A 19,837-nucleotide genomic window follows, 5' to 3' on the forward strand; every position below is an offset into this window, starting at 1 on the left:
ATCCTTCAGGCCGATGTCGGCCTTGATGATGCCGGTGATGGCATCGACGATCAGCGCGTTGGTGATGACGGTATCGACGGTCTCGGCGGAAACGCGCTGGCTCTGCCCCATGCCGTCGCGGATGACCTTGCCGCCGCCGAATTTCACTTCCTCGCCATAGATCGTGTAGTCCTTTTCGACCTCAATGATCAGCTCGGTATCGGCCAAGCGGAGACGATCTCCGGTGGTCGGGCCGAACATCTCGGCATAGGCCTGACGGGTAATCTTGTTCGCCATCACAGTGCTCCCTGAACGAGGCCGCGGAAACCATAAACCTTGCGCTCGCCGGCCAGCGCGACCAGTTGCACGGTGCGGCTCTGGCCCGGCTCGAAGCGCACGGCGGTGCCGGCGGCGATGTCGAGGCGGTAGCCACGCGCGGCTTCACGGTCGAAGCTCAAGCCGGCATTGGTTTCGTAAAAATGGTAGTGCGAGCCGACCTGAATCGGCCGGTCGCCGGTGTTGGCCACCACGAGGGTGATGGTCGGGCGGCCGACGTTCAATTCGAGTTCGCCGGGTTCGGCGAGGAGTTCTCCGGGGATCATGTCAGCTCCTCAAACGATGGGGTTATGCACGGTGACCAGCTTGGTCCCGTCCGGGAAGGTGGCTTCGACCTGGATTTCCGGGATCAGCTCGGCGATGCCGTCCATGACGTCGGCGCGGCTCAGCACCTGCGTGCCTTCGTGCATTAGCTCGGCCACCGTCTTGCCTTCGCGGGCGCCTTCCATGATCGCGCAGGTGATCAGCGCGACGGCTTCCGGGTAGTTGAGCTTCAGGCCCTTGGCCTTGCGCCGCTCGGCGAGCAGGCCGGCGGTGAAGATCAAGAGCTTGTCCTTCTCACGCGGTGTCAGTTCCATGACGACTCCTTCAGGTATTCCAGATTCGGGGCAGCACTGCCGGTCGGCCGCAGCCGGCCGGACGCAGGATTTTCCACAGTTCGGCAAACCACAGCCGGGCGGCTTCGCTGCTGTCGCCGAGGTAACGGGCGATGAGCAGACCGGGCGGGGCGGTGATGCCATGCAGCGCAGCATCGGTGGGCGCGACGGTGCGCAGGCTGTCAAGCAGCGCAGCGGCCTGTTGCGGCAGTTCCGGGAAGCTGCACAGCAGCGTGCCGCAGACCGTCTTGCCGGTCCAGGCGGCCGGGCTGGCGAGTAGCGCGTCGCTGCCCGAGACCCCGCCGCGCTCGATCCACAGCGGCTTGCCGTCGCGGTCGATGCGGCAGAACAGGTCGAAACGCCCGTGCTCGAAACGTTCGCCGGACGCCGCGCGGCCCAGGCAGAGGATGTCCCAGCCCAGGTAACGGCTGTCGGCGGCGAGCGTCACGCGGGTGTCCATGCGGGCGATGGCGCCGGCGAAGACGATGCTCTCCTGCGGCAGCCATTCCAGCGTCGCGCCGGCAGCGACGTTCAGCGTTACCGTCTGCGATGCCGCCGCGCCGCCCGAGCGGTACCACTTGCCGGCGCCCGGCGTGGTGATCTGGGCGCGGCTGTCGCGGTCGACGGCGATGTCGATCGCCAGATGATCGCCACCGGCAATGCCCGACGGCGGATGCAGCAGCAGCGCCTGGCAGACGGCCTCGCCTTCCGGGTAGAGCGCTTTCTGCACGCGCAGCGGGCCGACATGCCGGTTGTGACGCAGCACGGTCCGTTCGCCCTGGCGGGCGAAGCCGAGTTCGAGTTCGGCGTGCCACACCGGGGCGGGCAGGGGATCGGGCAGGCGGGAGGTCATGCTGGCATTATCCGTGAGTCGCCGGGCCGGGCAAATACGCAGGATTGCGCACGCTGCCGGGGCTCAGGGCTGCTCAATGCCCAGTTGCCAGCCGGTGATGTCGACCGGTTCGCAATTGTCGCCCGGACCGAGCCGGTCGGCGACCAGGAAGTCGCCGTCGGCCAGCGCCAGCAAGGGATGGTGCCAGGTGTCCCGGTTGAAGTTGATGCCCTGACCGCCTTCGGCCAGGAAAACACGCAGGCTTTCCGGCGCCGGTCGTCCGGCCCGCGGTGCTTCATCGGCAACGACGATCAGGAAGGCCTGGCGGTCCAGCGGCACGAAGGCCTGCGAACCGAGCGGGTGGCGTTCCAGGCAGTTCAGGCGGTAGGGGGCGTTCCGCCGGCGGGCGCGAAAGATGCTGAGTGCCAGGCGCCCATCGGCGTCGGCTGCAAGCTGCGCCAGATCGCTGAAACGCTGGCTGCTGCCCTCGTTGACCGCATAACTGGCGTGCCCGGCGCATTCGATGACCTGGCCGTAGGGCGCGAAGGCTTCGGCGGTCAGCGGCTGTGCCGGCAACAATCGGAGCGAAGCACTCATGCCGGGGCAACCTCGCCCCACAGGCGCAGGCGCGACACGCCGCCGTCCGGATGCAGATTGAGGCGGACATGGGTCACCGGCCCGAGCGCAGTCAGCGGCTCGGCGAAGACGTGGATGTGGTCGGCCTGCAGTTTGACTTCGGGCAGCAGCGTCGGCCAGAACTGGGCCTGGGCGACCAGCGCCGTATCGCTGACGCCGGGGGCGTAGCCGGCCTGGAGTGAGCAGCGGTCGGGGAAATTGCCCTTGAAGTGGGCGGTGTCGACTTCGATGCGGCGGATCGTCCCAGGCTGGCCGAGGGCGACGATGCACCAGTCGAAGCCGGGTTCGCGGCGGCGACGGGTTTCCCAGCCGTCGCCCATGTCCACGCCGCGACCGGGCAGCAGCAGGTTGCCGGCAACGCCGAAATGGGCGTCGTTCCAGGCGACCGGGTAGCCGCCGTTGAGGGCGGCGGCGAGGTCGACCAGGCCGTCGGCGCCGGGCGTTGCGGCGCCGCTCGGGCGGCCATAGACGCGCAGGCGGGCGATACCGCCGTCGGGCAGGATGTTGAGCCGGAGGTGGCTGTAGCTGCCGGTGGCGGTGAGCGGGATCAGGTGGTGCTGGTTGCCATTCAGGGGCGTGGCCGGCAGCAGCGTCGTCCAGCTTGCCGCATCGTCCGGGTCGGCGCCGGCCGGGCAGCCGTCGAGCGAGGCGGCGGGCGGGTAGTTGCCGGTGAAGAAACTGGTGTCGATGTCCACGCCGGCAATCTGTCCCGGGCGAGCCAATTTGACGATGCACCAATCGTGGCCGGCGACGCGCTTGCGGCGCGATTCCCAGCCGTCCATCCATTTGCCGTTGGCGTCGTACTTGCCCGGAACGAAGATGGCGGCTTGCGGTTGCAGCAGGCGGGCCATGGGGGCGAAGAAATCATCGGAGCAGGCCAGCGTTTCGGCGCCCAGGCGCGGGTCGGCCAGGTTGATCTGCTGTCTGGCCCAGGCCGGCAGCTCGGCGGCCGGGGCGGTCAGGAAGGGAGCGTTGTCCATGTCGGTCTCTTACTGGATGGCGCCGATGAAGGCGGCCAGTTCCGGGGTTTGGGGATTGGCGAAGACGTCGCGGGGGTCGCCGGTTTCATGCACGCGGCCCTGGTACATGAACACCAGTTTATCGCCGACTTCGCGGGCGAAACGCATTTCGTGCGTCACCATGATCAGCGTCATGCCTTCGGCCGCCAGGTCCTTGACCACGGCCAGCACTTCATTGACCAGTTCCGGATCGAGCGCCGAGGTGATTTCGTCGCACAGCAGCACGCGCGGTTGCATGGCCAGCGCGCGGGCGATGGCGACGCGCTGCTGCTGGCCGCCGGACAACTGGTCGGGGAAGGCGTCGAACTTGTCCTGCAGGCCGACCTTGAGCAGCATCGCCTTGGCCAGTTCGCGGGCTTCGGCTTCCGGCATCTTGCGCACGATGCGTGTCGCCAGCATGACGTTCTGGCCGGCGGAGAGGTGCGGGAACAGGTTGAACTGCTGGAAGACCATGCCGACCTTCTGGCGCAGCGCGCGCAGGTCGGTTTCGTGCGGGTGGATGCGCTCGCCGTCGACCTCGATGCAGCCTTCGTCGAAGCTTTCCAGGCCGTTGATGGTGCGCAGCAGGGTGCTCTTGCCCGAGCCGCTGCGGCCGATCAGGGCGATCACCTGGCCTTCTTCGATGTCGAGGTCGATGCCCTTGAGCACGTGGTTGCTGCCAAAATGCTTGTGCAGCGCGTCAATGCGAACGAGCGCCATGGAGATTCCTTTCGAGAGTGCGGGCATAGGCCGAGAGTGGGTAGCACAGGGCGAAGTAGCCGAGGGCGACGAAGCCGAAGACGAGGAAGGGTTGGTAGGTGGCGTTGGCGAGCATCGAGCCGGTCTTGGTCAGTTCGACGAAACCGATGATCGACGCCACCGCCGTGCCCTTGACCACCTGCACCGAGAAGCCGACGGTCGGCGCGATGGCGATGCGCAGGGCCTGCGGCAGGATCACGTGGCGCATCTGCTCGAAGCGCGACAACGCCAGGCTGGCCGAGGCTTCCCATTGTCCTTTGGGAATCGCCTCGACGCAGCCGCGCCAGATTTCCGCGAGATAGGCGCTGGTGAACAGCGTCAGGCCGATGGCGGCGGCGATCCACGGCGAGATTTCCAGGCCGATCAGGCTGCCGCCGAAGAAGATGATGAACAACTGCATCAGCAAGGGCGTGCCCTGGAAAATCTCGATGTAGCCGAGGGCCAGACGGCGCGGCAGGGCGTGTTTGGCAATGCGGGCGAAGAGGATGGCCAGCCCGGCCAGGCCGCCGAAGACGAAGGCGGTGAGCGACAGGGCGAGCGTCCACACGGCGCCGTCGAACAGGTTGCGGACGATGTCCCAGGTTGAAATGTCGTTCATCACGGCCTCCGCGCGATCAGCCGCCGGCCGATCTGCATCATCAGCTGGCGGATGCCGATGGCCAGCAGGAAGTAGATCGCGGTGACGATGAAATAGGTTTCGAAAGCGCGGAAATTGCGCGACTGGATGAAGTTGGCGGCGAAGGTCAGTTCCTCGGCGGCGATCTGCGAGCACACCGAGGTGCCGAGCATGACGATCACCACCTGACTGCACAGCGCCGGCCAGACCTTGAGCAGCGCCGGCGGCAGGACGACGTGGCGGAAGGTCTGCAGGCGGTTGAGCGCCAGCGACTGGGCCGCCTCGATCTGGCCCTTGGGGGTCGCTTCGATGCCGGCGCGGATGATCTCGGTCGAATAGGCGCCGAGATTGATGATCACCGCCAGGATGGCCGCCTGCCATTCGTTCATCTGCACCCCGATGGCCGGCAGGCCGAAGAAGATGAAGAACAGCTGGACCAGAAAGGGCGTGTTGCGGATCAGCTCGACATAGACCGCGAACAGCCGGTCGAAGGGCGCCAGCCGCCAGGCGCGGCAGACGGCGCCGACGATGCCGAGCGCAATGCCGACAACGGCGCCGATGGCGGTCAGCGCCAGCGTGCGGCCGGTGCCGGCGAGCAGCGCATCGGTATGCTCGAAAACCGCCGGAAAATCGAAGACGTAGGACATGGATTTCTCCGGTGCCGCCCGCAGGCGGCACCCAGCAGGGTCAGTGAATCAGAGGTCGGCCGGCAGCGGGGCTTGCAGCCAGCGTTGCGAAACCTGGTTCAGGTCGCCGTTCTTCTTGAGCTTGGCGATGACCTCGTTGACCTTGGCCAGCAGCGCGGCCTCTCCCTTGTTCACGCCGACGTAGCAGGGCGAGTTCTTGATCAGGAACTTGGTGTCGAGGCGGCGGATCTTGGTGCGCTCGTTGACCGCGGCGGCGACGACGTTGCCGGTGGCGATCAGTTGCACCTGGCCGGACAGGTAGGCCGAGATGGTGGCGTTGTTGTCCTCGTAGCGCTTGATGTTCACCGTCGGCGGGGCGATCTTGGTGAATTCCAGGTCCTCGACCGAACCGCGGGTGACACCCAGCGTCTTGCCGGCGGTGTCGGCGGCGCCCTTGACCGTGCTGTCGGCCGGGCCGAACACGCCGTTGAAGAACGGGGCATAGGCGATCGAGAAGTCGATCACCTTCTCGCGGTCCGGATTCTTGCCCAGACTGGAAATGACCAGGTCGGCCTTGCCCGTGGTCAGGTAGGGAATGCGGTTGGTGCTGGTGACCGGGATCAGTTCGACCTTGACGCCAAGTTCGCGGCCGATCAGGTTGGCAACGTCGATGTCGTAGCCGCGCGGCTTGAGGTCGGGGCCGACGGTGCCGAAGGGCGGGAAGTCCTGCGGTACGGCGACGCGCAACACGCCGGCCTTCTGGACGTTGGCCAGCACGTCGGCGTGGGCGAGACCGCTGAATCCGGCCGAGAAGACGGCGGTGGCGAGGACGGCTTTGAGGAAGGTACGTTTTTGCATGGCGAGGCTCCAGGGAAGGTTCAGGGTTTGACGAAAGTGATGCCGACGCGGCCGGCGGCCGAGTTCAGGTGCTGCTGCATGGCTTTGCGCGCGGCGCTGGCGTTGCCCGCAGCGACGGCGGCGAGGATGGCGTTGTGCTCGTCGGCCGGTTGCCAGATATGGCTGCGGTCGGCGAAGGGCAGGCGCAGGCTGTAGGCGAGGTGGGCCTGGAAGTGTTCGGTCAGCGCGGTCAGCGCCGGGTTGCCGGAAAGTTCGGCCAGCGCCAGGTGAAAGCGCAAGTCGCAGTCGGCGGCGGTGACCAGGTCGCTGGCGGCCAGCGCCCGCTGCATTTCCAGCATGCATTCGCGCAGTGCCTCAATGCCCTCGGGGCCGGCCTGGCGGGCGGCCAGTGCGGCATTGGCCGGTTCGACGACGTAGCGCATCTGGAAAATGGCGGCCGGCGGCATGGCGCTCGGCCCGGCCGGCAGGTCGGCGGCGCTGGCCGGCTTGCCGGCGGTGACGAAGACCCCTTTACCGGCCTGCGAGCGCAGCAGGCCGAGCGCTTCCAGCATGGAAATGGCTTCGCGCAGCGAGGCGCGGCTGATGCCGAGGTTCTCGGAGAGTTCGCGTTGTCCGGGCAGGGCACTACCGGCCGGATAGTGGCCGTCGAGGATGCGGCGTTGCAGGGTTTGGGCTGCGATGTTGGCTAGGCTAGGCATTGGGTTATCCGTTCAGACCGGTCAGACCAGTGGTGACGTATAAGCACGCTGCGTGCCAGAGCGTTTTTTGTCTTCTTTTGTTTTCTAGTTGTTTGTATTCATTGTGTTTTGTTCTTCTGCTTGTTTTTCTTTTGGTGTGGGTTTGTCGCCCCAGATCAGGGATGTTTTTGTCGCATTGGCTTCAATGTGGTGCGTTTTCTGGAGGATGAAAACCGAGGCTGGGGGATATACTAGGTTCATCCGGGCGGCATTCTGGATTAAGATGTCCGGCATACAATAATGCTTTGGCAATATGCCGGGCAGTGGTCTCGAGAGGACAGGCTCATGACGTGCAGGCTGGTCTGGGAACCGGAAGGCGTGTTGGCGATTTACGAGGGCGGGCTGCCGTCGGGCGGCTTTCTCGACACGGTGCGCCGGATCCAGAGTGATCCGCGTTTTGACGATGCCCGTTACGTGATCCACGATTTTTCGGCGGTCAGCCGGCACGATATCGGGCAGTCGGCGCTGACCGACCTGGCGGCACTGCATTACGGAGCCAAGCTGTCGTCGCCGAATTGCCGGATCGTCTTCGTGACGACGGACTCGGGACTGGCCGAAGCAATCCGCAAGGTCCTTGGTGGCGACCTGAAATCTTACGAGTGCGAGGTCTGCCCGACGCTAGTCGAGGCTCGTGACTGGCTGGACGCCCAGCCGCAACTGATGCTGCTCAGTGACGTCATGGGTTTCATCGGGCGCTGACGCCCGGAAATTTCCCGACAGGCAATCGAACAGCAGGGCATAGAAAGCGTCCGGATCGATCGGCTTGGCGATGAATTCGTTCATCCCGGCGGCGAAACAGCGGGCGCGGTCTTCGGCAAAGGCATTGGCGGTCATCGCGGCGATCGGAATGCTGCGGCAATTGTCCAGCCGGCGTATTCGGCGTGTTGCCTCGACGCCGTCCAGATGAGGCATCTGCATGTCCATCAGGATCAGGTCGTAGGTACGGCTGGCGGCCATCTCCACGGCCTGCATGCCGTCTTCGGCGGCATCGGTGACCAGGCCGGCATCGGTCAGCAGCATCAGGGCGATTTCCCGGTTGATCGGTTCGTCCTCGACCAGCAGGATGCGGCGGCCGGCGTAGAGGCTGCGCAACCGGGTTTCGTGATCGAGCGGCGTCGGTTCCGGATTGGCCGTGGCTGCCGGCATCCTTTTCAGCCTGGCGGTAAACCAGAAGGTGCTGCCTTGTCCCGGCACGCTGCTCACCCCGACTATGCCGTTCATGGCTTCGACGATCTTGGCGGTGATCGCCAGGCCGAGGCCGGTGCCGCCGTATTTGCGCGTGGTTGAGGTGTCGGCCTGCTCGAACGGCTTGAACAGGCGTTCGCAGGCCTCCGGGGAAATGCCGATGCCGGTGTCGCTGACTTCGAAGCGTAGCAGGAGGTCGTCCGGCGTTTCATCGATGATCCGGCCCGCGAGGCGGATTTCGCCGTGTTCGGTGAATTTGATCGCGTTGCTGGCGTAATTCAGCATGGCCTGCTGCAGGCGGGTCGAGTCGCCAATCAACTGGTCGGGCAGGTTGGCGGCGTCGACGAGCAGGCGCAAGCGTTTGGCGCTGGCTTTTTCCTGGATCATCGAGCGCACGTTTTCGAACAGGCTGCCCGGGCGGAAGGGTGTTTCCTCGAGTTCGAGCTTGCCGGCCTCGATCTTCGACAGGTCGAGCACCATGTTGATGACTTCGAGCAGATGCTGACCGGCGGCTTCCAGCTTGTCCAGGCGGACCCCCTGTTCGGGCGGCAGGCCGCCGCGGCGGATCAGGTGGGCCATGCCGCTGATGGCATTGAGCGGGGTGCGGATTTCGTGGCTCATGTTGGCCAGGAAGGTGCTCTTGGCGCGGCTGGCGGCTTCGGCAGCTTCCTTGGCCTGCTGCAGCGCGGTGGTCCGTTCGGCGACGCGCGCTTCCAGGCTGGCGTTCAGTTCGCGCAGCGTCTGCTCGCGGTCGAGAATGGCCTTCGCCATGCGGCCGATGTCGCCGGACAGGCGGTTGAATTCGGCGATCCGTCCGCGCGGCCATTCGTCGACCTTTTCGCCCCGGGCCAGCCGGTCGGCGCGCAGGATGATGGCCCGTAAAGGACGCAACAGGCGCGATGCGCCGTACAGGGCGAGCAGCGTACCGATCATCAGCGAGGCCAGGAAACCGCCGACGACAGTGAATACGGTCATGCGGATTTCCGGGTGGGCGAGGCCGGCCGGTACGCGGGCGATGAACGACCAGCCGAGCTGTTGCGAGCGGGCGCCGCCTACATAGTAGTTTTCGCCGTCGACCGCGAACTGCCTGGGCAGCGGCGTGCCGCCCAGCACGGCGGCCAGCAGCGGCGACGAATAGAGGTTGAGGGCGCTGCCGGTGCGGGCGGTCGAGGCAGTATCGGCCAGGACCTCGCCACGCTGGTCGATGACCCAGATGGCGCGCTGGTGGGTTTCGTTGCCCCGGCCAAGGTCGAGCAGGTAGGACAGCGGCAGTTCGGCCAGCAGCATTCCCCGGTCGGCCAGCGGTATGCCCAGGCCGACGGTGACGATGCCGGTCAACGACGACAGGTATTTGTCGCTCCAGACGACGCTCCGCCTGTCCCGAACCTCGAGGAACATCGGTGCCGACGACAGGTCGCTGCCGACCACTTCGGCCTGCAGGTGACGGTAGCTCGGCGCCAGACTGGCGGTGGTCACCCGGCCGTCCGGCGAAAGCAGGTAGAGGGCGCGGAAGGTCTTGCCCTCGCCAACCGCCTTGTCCATCAATTGGCGGGTCCGGCCATGGTTGTCCAGCGCTTCGCCGAGCAGGAGCAGCTGGTCCTGCAGTGCGCCGAGTTGCAGTTCGATGCGCAAGGCCAGTTCGCGCGCGTCGCCTTCGGCGCTGCTGCGGATTTCCTGTTCCAGTTGCGGAATCCGGTTGAACAGGAAGACCGAGGCGACGATGGTGAAGCTGAGCACCGAGGTCAGTGCCAGCAGGACGCCGAGGAAGTTGTGCAGGCGCCATTCGCGCCGCTGCGATCTGCTCATCTGACCTGCTCGAAATTGCCGTTGCGGATTTCGGTGAAGTACACCTGGCGGGTGGTGTCGCCGTTGGCATCGAACACGATCTGCTGCTGCGTGCCTTCGTAAGGGCCGTACCTGAGCAGGGCCTGCTTGAGGCTTTCGCCGTCCTGACGGCGTTGCAGCGCGGTGATGACGATGTTCGCGGTGTCGTAGGCGAGCAGGGAGAAGGAACCGAATTCGCGCTGGAAGCGCTGCTTGTAGGCCTCGCGGAAGGACTGGTAGGGCTGGCGCGAGTCGTTGCGGTCGTAGGCGTGGGCGATCAGCAGGCCATCGACCGACTCGCCGCCCATTTCGCTCAGCAACTCGCCGGATGCCGCCCACTCGGTCGACGTGATCAGCAGCCCCGGCGCCTGGCGGCGGGCCTGCTGGCTGAGACGGGCGGTGTCGAGCGAACTGGCGACGAAGAGCAGGGTGTCCGGGGTCGATGGCAGCAGCTTGGCGATGACCTCGGCAAAGCTCGGCGTTGCCGCCGATTCGAAGCGGCTGGTTTCGGTCACATGACCGCCCAGATGTTCGAACTGATCGCGGAATGCCTTCACCCAGGTTTCCGAGTACTGCAGGTTGGAGGCGTCGAAAGCGATGCCGACCCGCCGGGAGCCGCGTTCGAACAGCACGCCGGCGTGATGGATCGCCGCCTCGCGGGTGGTCCGGTTCACCCGGAAGAAATTGTCGTCCTTACCGTGAAAGTCGGTCGAGGCCACGGTCGGGCTGATGATCAGTTGATCGGCACGGTTCATCATCGGCACGACGATGCTGGCCATCGAACTGGTCACCGGACCGATGATGATCTCGGGCTTGAGGGCGATCAGCTCCTCGGCGGCGCGGATCGCCTGCTCGCGCTCCTGGCCGTCGTCGCGGACGATGAGCTCGATCGGCCGACCATGAATGCCGCCGGCACGATTTTGTTGCTCGATGGCCAGAATGACGCCGTTGCGCACGCTCTCGCCGAAGTCCGAGCCGCGGTCGGACAATCCGGCGAGCAGGCCGATGCGGATCGGTTCCTGATTGCCACAGGCCGATAGCAGTAGCAGTCCGATGATGGCCAGAATTTTCTGTAATTTTGCGCTCACTCGTTCCTCCCCCTGAAACGAGTCGTCAGTTTAACGCTTTACATGCTTTTGGCACCATGGCGGTGCAGCAGGTTTATTGCCGGATTTCGCGCGTGTTGTCCGGCGGGGGGAAATCGCCGGTGCTGCGGAAGGGATTGATGTCCAGGCCGCCGCGTCGGGTATACCGGGCATGGACGGCGAGCGCGGCGGGCGCGCAGGCGCGCCGGATGTCGCAGAAAATGCGTTCGACGCACTGCTCGTGAAATTCGTTGTGATTGCGGAAGGAAACCAGGTAGCGCAACAGTCCGGCCCGGTCGATCGGCTGGCCGCGGTAGCGGACGACGACCATGGCCCAGTCCGGTTGGCCGGTGACCAGGCAGTTCGACTTGAGCAGGTGCGAGTACAGGGTTTCCTCGACCGGCGAACCCGGCAGGGTGCCCAGCAACTGCGGGCTGGGCTGGTAGCAATCGCAATCGATGTCCAGGTCGTCGAGCAGGATGCCGGCCGGGCTGCCGATGAAGGCCTGCGGTCGGTCGCGCAAATCGGCGATAGCCACCGCTACCGGGGCGCCGGCGGCGCTGCTCAGGTCGCGGACCAGGCAGGCCTCGACCGCCGCCAGATCGGCGAAAACCGTCTGGTTGAAGGAATTCAGGTAGAGCTTGAAGGATTTCGACTCGATCAGCATCGGGCTGTCCGCCGGCACCCGGAAACTGGCGACGGCAACCACCGGCTTGCCGCGAGGGTTCAGCCAGGAAAGTTCGTAGGCGTTCCAAAGGTCCTCGCCGACAAAAGGCAAACAACCGGCCTGGATGCCCAATTCGTCGCGCTTCAGTTGGCGCGGAATCGGGTAAAGCAGTTCGGGGGCGTAGTCGGCGCGGTATTCGGTCGGCTTGCCGAGCGGGGAGAGAATGCTGGGATCGGTCATGGCCGGCATTTTACTGCAAGCACCGTGTCGTGCGTCAGTGCAGAAAATGCCGCAGGAATTCTGCAAAGCGGTATATGCTTAAGCCATCACGAACAGATTTGAGTGTGGCAGAAATGGCCCTGGCCTACGGAAACTTCTCGCTACGCATGTCGACCCTGGCAGCGCTGGTGTGGACCGCCGTGCTGGCACTTTCACTGGCCTGGAACCTGGACCAGACCGGCAAGCAGGCGATGTCGATGGCGTATGCCGAGGCGCGCGCCAACCTCAACAAGGATATTTCCTTCCGGCGCTGGGGAACGATGCACGGCGGGGTGTATGTGCCCGTCACCGAAACCCAGAAGTCGGTTCCCTGGCTGGAACACGTTCCCGGCCGCGACGTCGTGACCAACGACGGTCGCCGGTTGACTTTGCTCAATCCGGCCTCGATGTTGCGCCAGATGATGGATTTCTACGCCGAGGAATACGGGGTCCGCGGACGGATTACCGGACTTAAATACCTCAACCCGGGCAACGCACCGGACGACTGGGAGCGCCGGCAACTCGAAGGTTTCGAGCGTGGCGAGCGCAAGGAGATCTGGGAGGTTTCCGAGATCGATGGTCAGCCTTACCTGCGCTATCTGCGCGCGATGTACATGGAGGACGGTTGCGATAAATGTCACGCGGTCCTCGGGTACAAGACCGGCGACATGCGCGGCGCCACCGGACTCAGCCTGCCGCTGGCACCGTATCTGGAGCGGATCGGTGAATCGCGCCTGCAGCTTGGCCTGAGTCATGCGCTGATCTGGCTGGTCGGCCTGGCCGGGATTGCCGTCGGTGCCCGGCAGTCCATGCGCTGGGAACGCGAGCGGGAACAGTCTCAGGAGGCCCTGTTGCATCACCGCGACCAACTGGAAACGCAGGTTGCCGAGCGGACCCAGGCGCTGTCCGTGGCCAAGGAGGCGGCCGAGGCCGCCAGCCGTGCCAAGAGCGCCTTCCTGGCCAACATGAGCCATGAGCTGCGCACGCCCATGAACGGCATCATGGGCATGATCGACCTGGCGCTGCGTCAGACCGCCGACGACAAGGTCCGCACCCAGCTGGGCAAGGCCAAGCAATCGTCGAAGGTCTTGCTGGCGGTGATCAACGATATTCTCGACCTGTCGAAAATCGAGGCCGAGCGTCTGGTGCTGGAACATGTCGAGTTCCGGCTGGGCGAGGTGTTCGAGAACGTCACCAGCCTGATGGCGGAGCGGGTCGCCGACAAGCAGTTGTCGTTGTCCGTCGATCTGCCGCCCGAACTGGCGGCTGCCCGTTTCGAGGGCGATCCCCTGCGGCTCGGGCAGATATTGCTCAATCTGACCGGCAATGCGGTCAAGTTCACCAGTCAAGGCGGCATTACCCTCGGTGTCCGTTTGCTGGGCGAGGACGGCGAGCGCCTGCATCTGCGTTTCGATGTTGTCGATACCGGCATTGGTATCGCCGCCGAGGATCAGCAGCGCCTGTTCTCGCCATTCGAGCAGGCCGACAGTTCGATGACCCGGAAGTACGGAGGATCGGGACTGGGGCTGGCCATCTGCAAGCAGTTGTCGCACTTGATGGGCGGCGAGATCGGGGTCGTCAGCACGCCGGGCGAGGGCAGTCGTTTCTGGTTCACCGCCTGCTTGAACCGTGTCAGCGGCGGTGCCGGCCACATCCGGACGACGGACCCGAACGGCTCGGCCGAGCTTCGTCTGCGTCAGGAATATGCCGGCGCCCGCGTGTTGCTGGCCGAAGACGAGCCGGTCAACCAGGAGGTTTCGCGCAGCCTGCTGGAAGACGTGGGCCTTTGCGTCGATCTGGCCAACGACGGACGCGAGGCGGTGGAGTTCGCGCGACGCAGGTCCTACCAGCTGATCCTGCTCGACATGCAGATGCCGAATCTCAATGGGCTGGATGCCGCCCGGGAAATCCGCCGCGAATCGATGAACCGCGATACGCCGATCCTGGCGATGACGGCCAATGCCTTCGAGGAAGACCGCAAGACCTGCCTCGACGCCGGCATGGACGAACACATCAGCAAGCCGGTCGATCCTGCCAGCCTGTTCCAGGCGCTGTTGCGCTGCTTGCACGAAGGGCGGCGCAGGTAAGCTGTGCCGGCCACCGGGTCGGTCGCCTTGGTCACGCCGGTTCGACGCCGATGTCCTCGTTCCAGAGCGCCGGGTGGGCGACGATGAAATCTCGCATCAGGCCGATGCAGGTCTCGTCCTGCAGGACCTCGACCGTAACACCGCGCGAGCGCAGCAATTCCTCCTCGCCCATGAAAGTCTTGTTTTCCCCGACGACGACCCGGCGAATGCCATAGAGCAGTATCGCCCCGCTGCACATCGCACAAGGCGACAGCGTGGTGTACAGCACCGCCTGGTGGTACACCGAAGCCGGCTGGCGCCCGGCATTCTCGAAGGCATCCATTTCGCCATGCAGAATGGCGCTGCCGTTCTGGACCCGGCGGTTATGGCCACGGCCGATGATGCGCCCATCATGCACGATCACCGAGCCGATGGGGATGCCACCTTCGGCCAATCCGCGACGCGCTTCGTCGATGGCGGCCTGCATGAATGCGTCCATGATTCCTCCTGATCGTTCAATCCGGGCCCGTTCGACGCGACCCTTTCGTCTCTGGCACAATCGTCCTTCCATTCTGCCTGCAGAGGAATCGCCATGGAACAGTCTGCCTCCTTGCGCCGCAATAATGTGAACGTCGCCGGTAATCCCGAGGCCGGCAAGATGCTGGTCTTCGTTCATGGTTTCGGGACGGATCAGGACGTCTGGTCGGCGGTCACCCCGGCGTTTGCCGACAGTTATCGCTTGGTCCTGCTCGACAATGCCGGCGCCGGGGATTCCGATGTCGAAGCTTTCGAGCGCGCGTCGGCACGCTATCTGACCCTGCGCGGCTACGCCGAGGATCTGGTCGAGGTCGGGCAGCTTCTCGAACTGCGCGATGCCACCCTGGTCGGACACTCGGTCGGGGGAATGATCTCGCTGCTGGCCAGTTTGCAGAATCCGGCGATGTTTTCGCGCCTGGTGCTCATCGCGGCTTCCCCGCGCTACCTGAATGACACGGGCTATCACGGCGGGTTCACCGAAGATATGCTCAGCGGCATCCACATGGCGATGTATCAGAATTATCAGGACTGGACGAAGACCTACGCCATGTCGGCGATGGCGCATCCGGAAAAACCGGAGCTACACGAATATTTCGCCCGCCATCTCAGCGGCATCCCGTTCTCCCGGGCAGCCAAAATCCTGTTCACCATCCTCAAGTCGGATCATCGCGCGGACCTCGGCAAGGTCAGCGTTCCTACCCTGATCATCCAGTCCGGCGAGGACATCGCCGTGCCTCACGAGGTTGCCGATTACATGCACCGGCATATCCCGCACAGCCGGCTTGCCCATATCGATGCCACCGGCCATCTCCCCCACCTCAGCGATCCGCAGGCGGTCATTGCCGCCATGCGGGAATTCGGGATCTGATTGCCACGGCTGACGCTCACACCGCCAGCGCCTCCCGTACCCCGTCCTGCGGCATGGTCTCGCCGCGCCCGCGCATGATGAATTCACCGCGTTCCATCAGCAGATACTGGTCGGCCAGCGACTCGGCGAAGTCGTAGTACTGCTCGACCAGCAGGATGGCCATTTCGCCGGTTTCGGCGAGCATGCGGATGGCGCGCTCGATGTCCTTGATGATCGACGGCTGGATGCCCTCGGTCGGTTCGTCGAGGATCAGCAGCGACGGGCCCATGGCCAGCGCGCGGCCGATTGCCAGTTGCTGTTGCTGGCCGCCGGAGAGGTCGCCACCGCGGCGGTGCATCATCTGTTTGAGGACCGGGAACATGTCGAAGATGCGCTGCGGAATCTTGGTGCTGCCGGGCTTGGTCGCTAGGCCCATCAGCAGGTTCTCCTCGACCGTCAGCCGCGGGAAGATCTCGCGCCCCTGCGGCACGTAGCCGATGCCGGCCTTGACCCGTTCGTGCGGCGGCAGCGCGGTGATGTCGCGGCCGGCCAGGGTGATGCTGCCGGATTTCGGCTTGACCAGGCCCATCAACGTTTTCAGCAGCGTGGTCTTGCCGACGCCGTTGCGGCCGAGCAGGGTGGTGACTTCGCCCTTCTGCAGCTCGAAGCTGAGGCCGCGCAGGATGTGCGAGCCGCCGTAGGCTTGATGGAGGTTATCGATTTTGAGCATGGTTCAGCGTCCCAGATAGACTTCGATGACCCGTTGGTCGTTTTGCACGGTGGCCAGGTCGCCTTCGGCCAGCACCGAGCCTTCGTGCAGTACGGTGACCTTGCCGCCGAGTTTTTCGACGAAGGCCATGTCGTGTTCGACGACGACCAGCGAATGCTTGCCGGCCAGCGAGACGAAGAGTTCGGCGGTGCGCATGGTTTCGTCGTCGGTCATCCCGGCGACCGGTTCGTCGAGCAGCAGCAGCTTCGGCTCCTGCATCAGCAGCATGCCGATTTCCAGCCACTGCTTCTGGCCGTGCGACAGGAGGCCGGCCGGGCGGTCGGCTTCGCCGTCGAGGCGGATCAGTTTGAGCGTGTCGGCGATGCGGTCGCGGTCGTCGCCGCTCAGCCAGGCCATCAGGCTTTTCCACACGCGCTTGTCGGTCTTCATCGCCAGTTCGAGGTTCTCGAAAGCGGTGTGCTGTTCGAAGATGGTCGGTTTCTGGAACTTGCGGCCGATGCCGACGTGGGCGATTTCCGGTTCGGTCAGCCGGGTCAGGTCGATGCTCTGGCCGAAGAAGGCCTTGCCGGAATCGGGCCGGGTCTTGCCGGTGATGACGTCCATCATCGTCGTCTTGCCGGCGCCGTTGGGGCCGATGATGCAGCGCAGTTCGCCGGCGTCGATGGCCAGGCTGAGATTGTTCAGCGCCTTGAAGCCGTCGAAGCTGACGGTGATGTCTTCGAGGTAGAGCGCGACGCCGTGCGACAGGTCCAGTTCGCCGGTGACGACGTGGCCGAGCTGGGTGGCGCTGTCGCCGCCGTCCGGCTGATCGATGAGGGCTGCTTGGGCGTTCATGCCTGGGCTCCTTGTTTCTTGCTGATGATTTTCTTCCACAGACCGACCAGGCCTTGCGGCAGCATCAGCGTGACGACGATGAACAGCAGGCCGAGGAAGAACAGCCAGTATTCGGGGAAGGACACGGTGAACCAGCTCTTGGCGAGGTTGACCGTGAAGGCGCCGATGACCGGGCCGATCAGCGTGCCGCGCCCGCCGACGGCGACCCAGATGGCGATTTCGATGGAGTTGGCGGCGCTCATTTCCGACGGGTTGATGATGCCGACCTGCGGCACGTAGAGTGCGCCGGCGATGCCGCACAGCACGGCCGAGATGACCCAGATGGTCAGCTTGTACCAGAGCGGGTTGTAGCCGATGAACATGACGCGGGATTCGGCGTCACGGATGGCGGTGAGCACCCGGCCGAACTTCGACTTGACCAGCCAGGCGGCGAAAACCAGCGTCGCAGCGAGCGCGATGGCGGTCAGTCCGAACAGCACCAGCCGGGTTTCCGGGGCGGTGATCGAATAGCCGAGGATGCGCTTGAAATCGGTGAAGCCGTTGTTGCCGCCGAAGCCGGTTTCGTTGCGGAAGAACAGCAACATGGCGGCGTAAGTCAGCGCCTGGGTGATGATCGAGAAATAGACGCCCTTGATCCGCGAGCGGAAGGCGAAGTAGCCGAAGACGAAGGCGACCACGGCCGGTACCGCGAGGACCAGGAAGGCAGACCAGCCAAAACTGTCGGTGCCGAGCCAGAACCACGGCAGCTCCTTCCAGTCGAGGAAGACCATGAAGTCGGGCAGGTCGGCACCGTAGCTGCCGTCGCGGCCGATCTGGCGCATCAGGTACATGCCGAAGGCGTAGCCGCCGAGCGCGAAGAACAGCCCGTGGCCGAGCGACAGGATGCCGCCGTAGCCCCAGATCAGGTCCATCGCCACGGCAACCAGCGCGTAGCACATGATCTTGCCGATCAGCGTGATCGCGTAGGTCGACACATGGAAGACGCTGTCCTGCGGTACTGCCAGGTGCAGCACCGGGACGACGACCAGCGCCAGGGCGAGGAAGACGCCGAGCGCGATCCAGGCCTTGCGGTCGAGCGCGGCGAAGACGCGCAGGGTCAGCGGCACGCGGCCGGTCGCGGGGAGCGGGAGGGCGGAAGTAATGGCGGACATGTGTCGCTCCTTACTGGTCGGCAAAGCGGCCCTTCAAGGCAAAGATGCCCTGCGGACGCTTCTGGATGAAGATGATGATGGCGACGAGGATCATGATCTTGGCGATCACCGCGCCCGCCCAGCCTTCGAGCAGCTTGGAGAAGATGCCCAGGCCAAGCGCCGCCCAGACCGCGCCGGCCAGTTGGCCGACGCCGCCGACGACGACGACCATGAAGGAATCGACGATATAGCCCTGGCCCATGTCGGGGCCGACGTTGGAAATCTGCGACAGGGCGACACCACCCAGGCCGGCGATACCTGCACCGAGCGCAAAGGCCATGGTGTCGATGCGCGCCGTCGGCACGCCGACGCAGCCGGCCATCGGGCGGTTCTGGGTGACGGCGCGGACGAACATGCCGAGCCGGGTCTTGTTCATCAGCACCCACACCAGGAACAGCACGAACAGTGCGAAGCCGATGATGATCACGCGGTTCCACGGCAGGATCAGGTTGGGCAACAGTTCGACGCCACCCGACATCCAGCTCGGATTGGCGACCTCGACGTTCTGCGCGCCGAAGATCACGCGCGCCGCTTGAATCAGGATCAGCGACAGGCCCCAGGTGGCGAGCAGGGTTTCCAGCGTACGGCCGTACAGCCAGCGGATCACCGTGCGTTCCATCAGCACGCCGACCGCGGCGGCGGTGAAGAAGGCGACCGGAATCGCCGCCGGCAGATACCAGTCGATCAGCTCCGGAAAATGCGTGCGGAACAGGCTCTGCGTCACGTAGGCGGTGTAGGCGCCGATCATCAGCAGTTCGCCGTGGGCCATGTTGATGATGCCCATGACGCCGTAGGTGATGGCCAGGCCGAGCGCGGCCAGCAGCAGGATGGAACCGAGCGACAGGCCGGAGAAGACGGCGGCCAGGGTATCGCCCCAGGCCAGGCTGCGTTCGATGGCCTTGAGCGCCTGGCTGGCCGCTTCGCGTACCGACTTGTCGGCCTCATTGGCCGGATCGGTCAGCGGCAGCAGCAGGCTGCGCACCGCCGGCGTCTTGACTTCGGCGAGTGCCGCCACGGCGGCAAGGCGGACGGCCGGGTCGGCATCCTGAAGAGTGGCCTTGGCGTGGGCCGTGGTCAGCAGTTCAAGGATCTGCGGGTCGCTCTCGCTGGCTTTGGCCTTGGCCAGCACCGGCGCCAGTTCGGCGCCGACATTGCTCTGCAGTTCGCGGGCGGCGCTCAGGCGCTGGCTGCGATCCTCGTCGAACAGCCTGAGCGCGGCCAGCGCGTTGGCCAGTTCGCCGCGCAGGCGGTTGTTGACCGTGATCGTGTCGGCGCCTTCGGGCAGTTCGGCGGCTTCGCCGCTGAAGGCGTCGAACGTGTTCTCGCCGTCGAAGACGAACAGCTTGTCGTCGAGCGCGTACAGGCTGTCGTCGGCCATTGCCTGCAGGATTTTTGCCGTGCCGGGTTCGGCATCGGCGGCCAGTTGCTGGATGGCGGCGATCTTGTCGGAATTGTCGTCGGCAGCCAGCTGACGCAGCAGCGCCGGATCCGGCGCGGCCAGGGCACTCAGGCCGAAGGCCCAGAGCAGCAGGGATAACAGGGTTTTTTTCATCGGGTCCGTCCGCAATTTGTGCAGTGCAGCGACAGATTACGGAGCGGGCCCCCGACGGGGAATACGATGAATTGCGTAGGGCCGGCGGC

The 19,837-nt window shown here is 65.0% G+C and carries 22 protein-coding genes and 1 pseudogene; 3 read left to right on the forward strand and 20 right to left on the reverse strand.

Going from position 1 to position 19,837, the window contains the following annotated elements:
* The 12 genes and pseudogenes from ureC to Q0799_RS14020 all read right to left on the reverse strand — a co-directional run.
* A pseudogene (gene ureC / locus Q0799_RS13965) lies at positions 1-276 on the reverse strand (urease subunit alpha); the annotation flags it as partial.
* On the reverse strand, positions 276-581 hold the full coding sequence (locus Q0799_RS13970) for an urease subunit beta (protein WP_298399424.1): 306 nt from the start codon (positions 579-581) through the stop codon (positions 276-278). The pseudogene ureC and the gene Q0799_RS13970, both read right to left, overlap by 1 nt.
* A 9-nt stretch (positions 582-590) precedes the next feature.
* Positions 591-893, reverse strand: coding sequence for an urease subunit gamma (ureA, locus tag Q0799_RS13975; protein ID WP_119490793.1), 303 nt, complete (start codon positions 891-893; stop codon positions 591-593).
* A 10-nt stretch (positions 894-903) separates the two neighbouring features.
* Positions 904-1,764: an urease accessory protein UreD gene (locus Q0799_RS13980; RefSeq protein ID WP_298399429.1), complete on the reverse strand. Its 861-nt coding sequence runs from the start codon at positions 1,762-1,764 to the stop codon at positions 904-906.
* A gap of 63 nt (positions 1,765-1,827) precedes the next feature.
* A complete protein-coding gene (locus tag Q0799_RS13985) occupies positions 1,828-2,340 on the reverse strand; it encodes an ureidoglycolate lyase (RefSeq protein WP_298399431.1) in 513 nt (170 codons plus the stop codon).
* Entirely contained in the window at positions 2,337-3,359 is a 1,023-nt protein-coding gene (gene alc, locus Q0799_RS13990; protein WP_298399433.1) for an allantoicase, read from the reverse strand. The genes Q0799_RS13985 and alc overlap by 4 nt, the downstream gene beginning before the upstream one ends.
* 9 nt (positions 3,360-3,368) lie before the next feature.
* A complete protein-coding gene (locus tag Q0799_RS13995) occupies positions 3,369-4,097 on the reverse strand; it encodes an amino acid ABC transporter ATP-binding protein (protein ID WP_298399435.1) in 729 nt (242 codons plus the stop codon).
* On the reverse strand, positions 4,078-4,734 hold the full coding sequence (locus Q0799_RS14000) for an amino acid ABC transporter permease (RefSeq protein WP_298399437.1): 657 nt from the start codon (positions 4,732-4,734) through the stop codon (positions 4,078-4,080). The genes Q0799_RS13995 and Q0799_RS14000 overlap by 20 nt, the downstream gene beginning before the upstream one ends.
* Positions 4,734-5,399 (reverse strand): amino acid ABC transporter permease, encoded by a 666-nt coding sequence (locus Q0799_RS14005; RefSeq protein WP_298399439.1) that lies wholly within the window; start codon positions 5,397-5,399, stop codon positions 4,734-4,736. The genes Q0799_RS14000 and Q0799_RS14005 overlap by 1 nt, the downstream gene beginning before the upstream one ends.
* Positions 5,400-5,447: 48 nt before the next feature.
* Complete coding sequence (locus Q0799_RS14010) at positions 5,448-6,236, reverse strand: transporter substrate-binding domain-containing protein (RefSeq protein WP_298399441.1); 789 nt, start codon at positions 6,234-6,236, stop codon at positions 5,448-5,450.
* Positions 6,237-6,256: 20 nt separating this feature from the next.
* Positions 6,257-6,934: an FCD domain-containing protein gene (locus Q0799_RS14015; RefSeq protein WP_298399443.1), complete on the reverse strand. Its 678-nt coding sequence runs from the start codon at positions 6,932-6,934 to the stop codon at positions 6,257-6,259.
* An 84-nt stretch (positions 6,935-7,018) separates the two neighbouring features.
* Positions 7,019-7,207 (reverse strand): hypothetical protein, encoded by a 189-nt coding sequence (locus Q0799_RS14020; protein WP_298399445.1) that lies wholly within the window; start codon positions 7,205-7,207, stop codon positions 7,019-7,021.
* A gap of 51 nt (positions 7,208-7,258) precedes the next feature.
* Here Q0799_RS14020 and Q0799_RS14025 point away from each other — a divergent pair, with 51 nt between their 5' ends.
* Positions 7,259-7,672, forward strand: a complete 414-nt coding sequence (locus tag Q0799_RS14025; RefSeq protein WP_298399447.1) for a hypothetical protein — start codon at positions 7,259-7,261, stop codon at positions 7,670-7,672.
* Here Q0799_RS14025 and Q0799_RS14030 read toward each other — a convergent pair.
* From Q0799_RS14030 to queF, 3 genes are all read right to left on the reverse strand, one after another.
* Positions 7,592-9,964 carry a hybrid sensor histidine kinase/response regulator gene (locus tag Q0799_RS14030; RefSeq protein ID WP_298399449.1) on the reverse strand — a complete coding sequence of 791 codons (2,373 nt, stop codon included), beginning with the start codon at positions 9,962-9,964 and terminating at the stop codon, positions 7,592-7,594. The two genes, Q0799_RS14025 and Q0799_RS14030, sit on opposite strands and share 81 nt — an antisense overlap.
* A complete protein-coding gene (locus Q0799_RS14035) occupies positions 9,961-11,070 on the reverse strand; it encodes an ABC transporter substrate-binding protein (protein ID WP_298399451.1) in 1,110 nt (369 codons plus the stop codon). Before Q0799_RS14035 ends, Q0799_RS14030 begins: the two co-directional genes overlap by 4 nt.
* Before the next feature lie 73 nt (positions 11,071-11,143).
* Entirely contained in the window at positions 11,144-11,974 is an 831-nt protein-coding gene (gene queF, locus Q0799_RS14040; protein WP_298399455.1) for an NADPH-dependent 7-cyano-7-deazaguanine reductase QueF, read from the reverse strand.
* A gap of 113 nt (positions 11,975-12,087) precedes the next feature.
* On the opposite strand from queF, the gene Q0799_RS14045 reads away from it, so the two are divergent.
* On the forward strand, positions 12,088-14,079 hold the full coding sequence (locus Q0799_RS14045; RefSeq protein WP_298399458.1) for an ATP-binding protein: 1,992 nt from the start codon (positions 12,088-12,090) through the stop codon (positions 14,077-14,079).
* Positions 14,080-14,110: 31 nt separating this feature from the next.
* On the opposite strand, the gene Q0799_RS14050 is transcribed toward Q0799_RS14045, so the two are convergent.
* Positions 14,111-14,557 (reverse strand): nucleoside deaminase, encoded by a 447-nt coding sequence (locus Q0799_RS14050; RefSeq protein WP_298399460.1) that lies wholly within the window; start codon positions 14,555-14,557, stop codon positions 14,111-14,113.
* A 93-nt stretch (positions 14,558-14,650) separates the two neighbouring features.
* Here Q0799_RS14050 and Q0799_RS14055 point away from each other — a divergent pair, with 93 nt between their 5' ends.
* Positions 14,651-15,463, forward strand: coding sequence for an alpha/beta hydrolase (locus tag Q0799_RS14055; protein WP_298399461.1), 813 nt, complete (start codon positions 14,651-14,653; stop codon positions 15,461-15,463).
* A 16-nt stretch (positions 15,464-15,479) separates the two neighbouring features.
* Here Q0799_RS14055 and urtE read toward each other — a convergent pair whose 3' ends face one another.
* The 4 genes from urtE to urtB are packed head-to-tail and all read right to left on the reverse strand — an operon-like array spanning position 15,480 to position 19,748.
* Positions 15,480-16,172 carry an urea ABC transporter ATP-binding subunit UrtE gene (gene urtE, locus Q0799_RS14060; RefSeq protein WP_298399462.1) on the reverse strand — a complete coding sequence of 231 codons (693 nt, stop codon included), beginning with the start codon at positions 16,170-16,172 and terminating at the stop codon, positions 15,480-15,482.
* Positions 16,173-16,175: 3 nt separating this feature from the next.
* Complete coding sequence (urtD, locus tag Q0799_RS14065) at positions 16,176-17,006, reverse strand: urea ABC transporter ATP-binding protein UrtD (RefSeq protein WP_298399464.1); 831 nt, start codon at positions 17,004-17,006, stop codon at positions 16,176-16,178.
* Positions 17,003-18,157: an urea ABC transporter permease subunit UrtC gene (gene urtC / locus Q0799_RS14070; protein ID WP_298399466.1), complete on the reverse strand. Its 1,155-nt coding sequence runs from the start codon at positions 18,155-18,157 to the stop codon at positions 17,003-17,005. Before urtC ends, urtD begins: the two co-directional genes overlap by 4 nt.
* A 10-nt stretch (positions 18,158-18,167) precedes the next feature.
* On the reverse strand, positions 18,168-19,748 hold the full coding sequence (gene urtB, locus Q0799_RS14075) for an urea ABC transporter permease subunit UrtB (RefSeq protein ID WP_298399468.1): 1,581 nt from the start codon (positions 19,746-19,748) through the stop codon (positions 18,168-18,170).
* Positions 19,749-19,837 lie beyond the last annotated feature (89 nt).

The organism is uncultured Azonexus sp., assembly GCF_937982035.1.
In the GTDB taxonomy this organism is placed as follows: Bacteria; Pseudomonadota; Gammaproteobacteria; order Burkholderiales; family Rhodocyclaceae; genus Azonexus.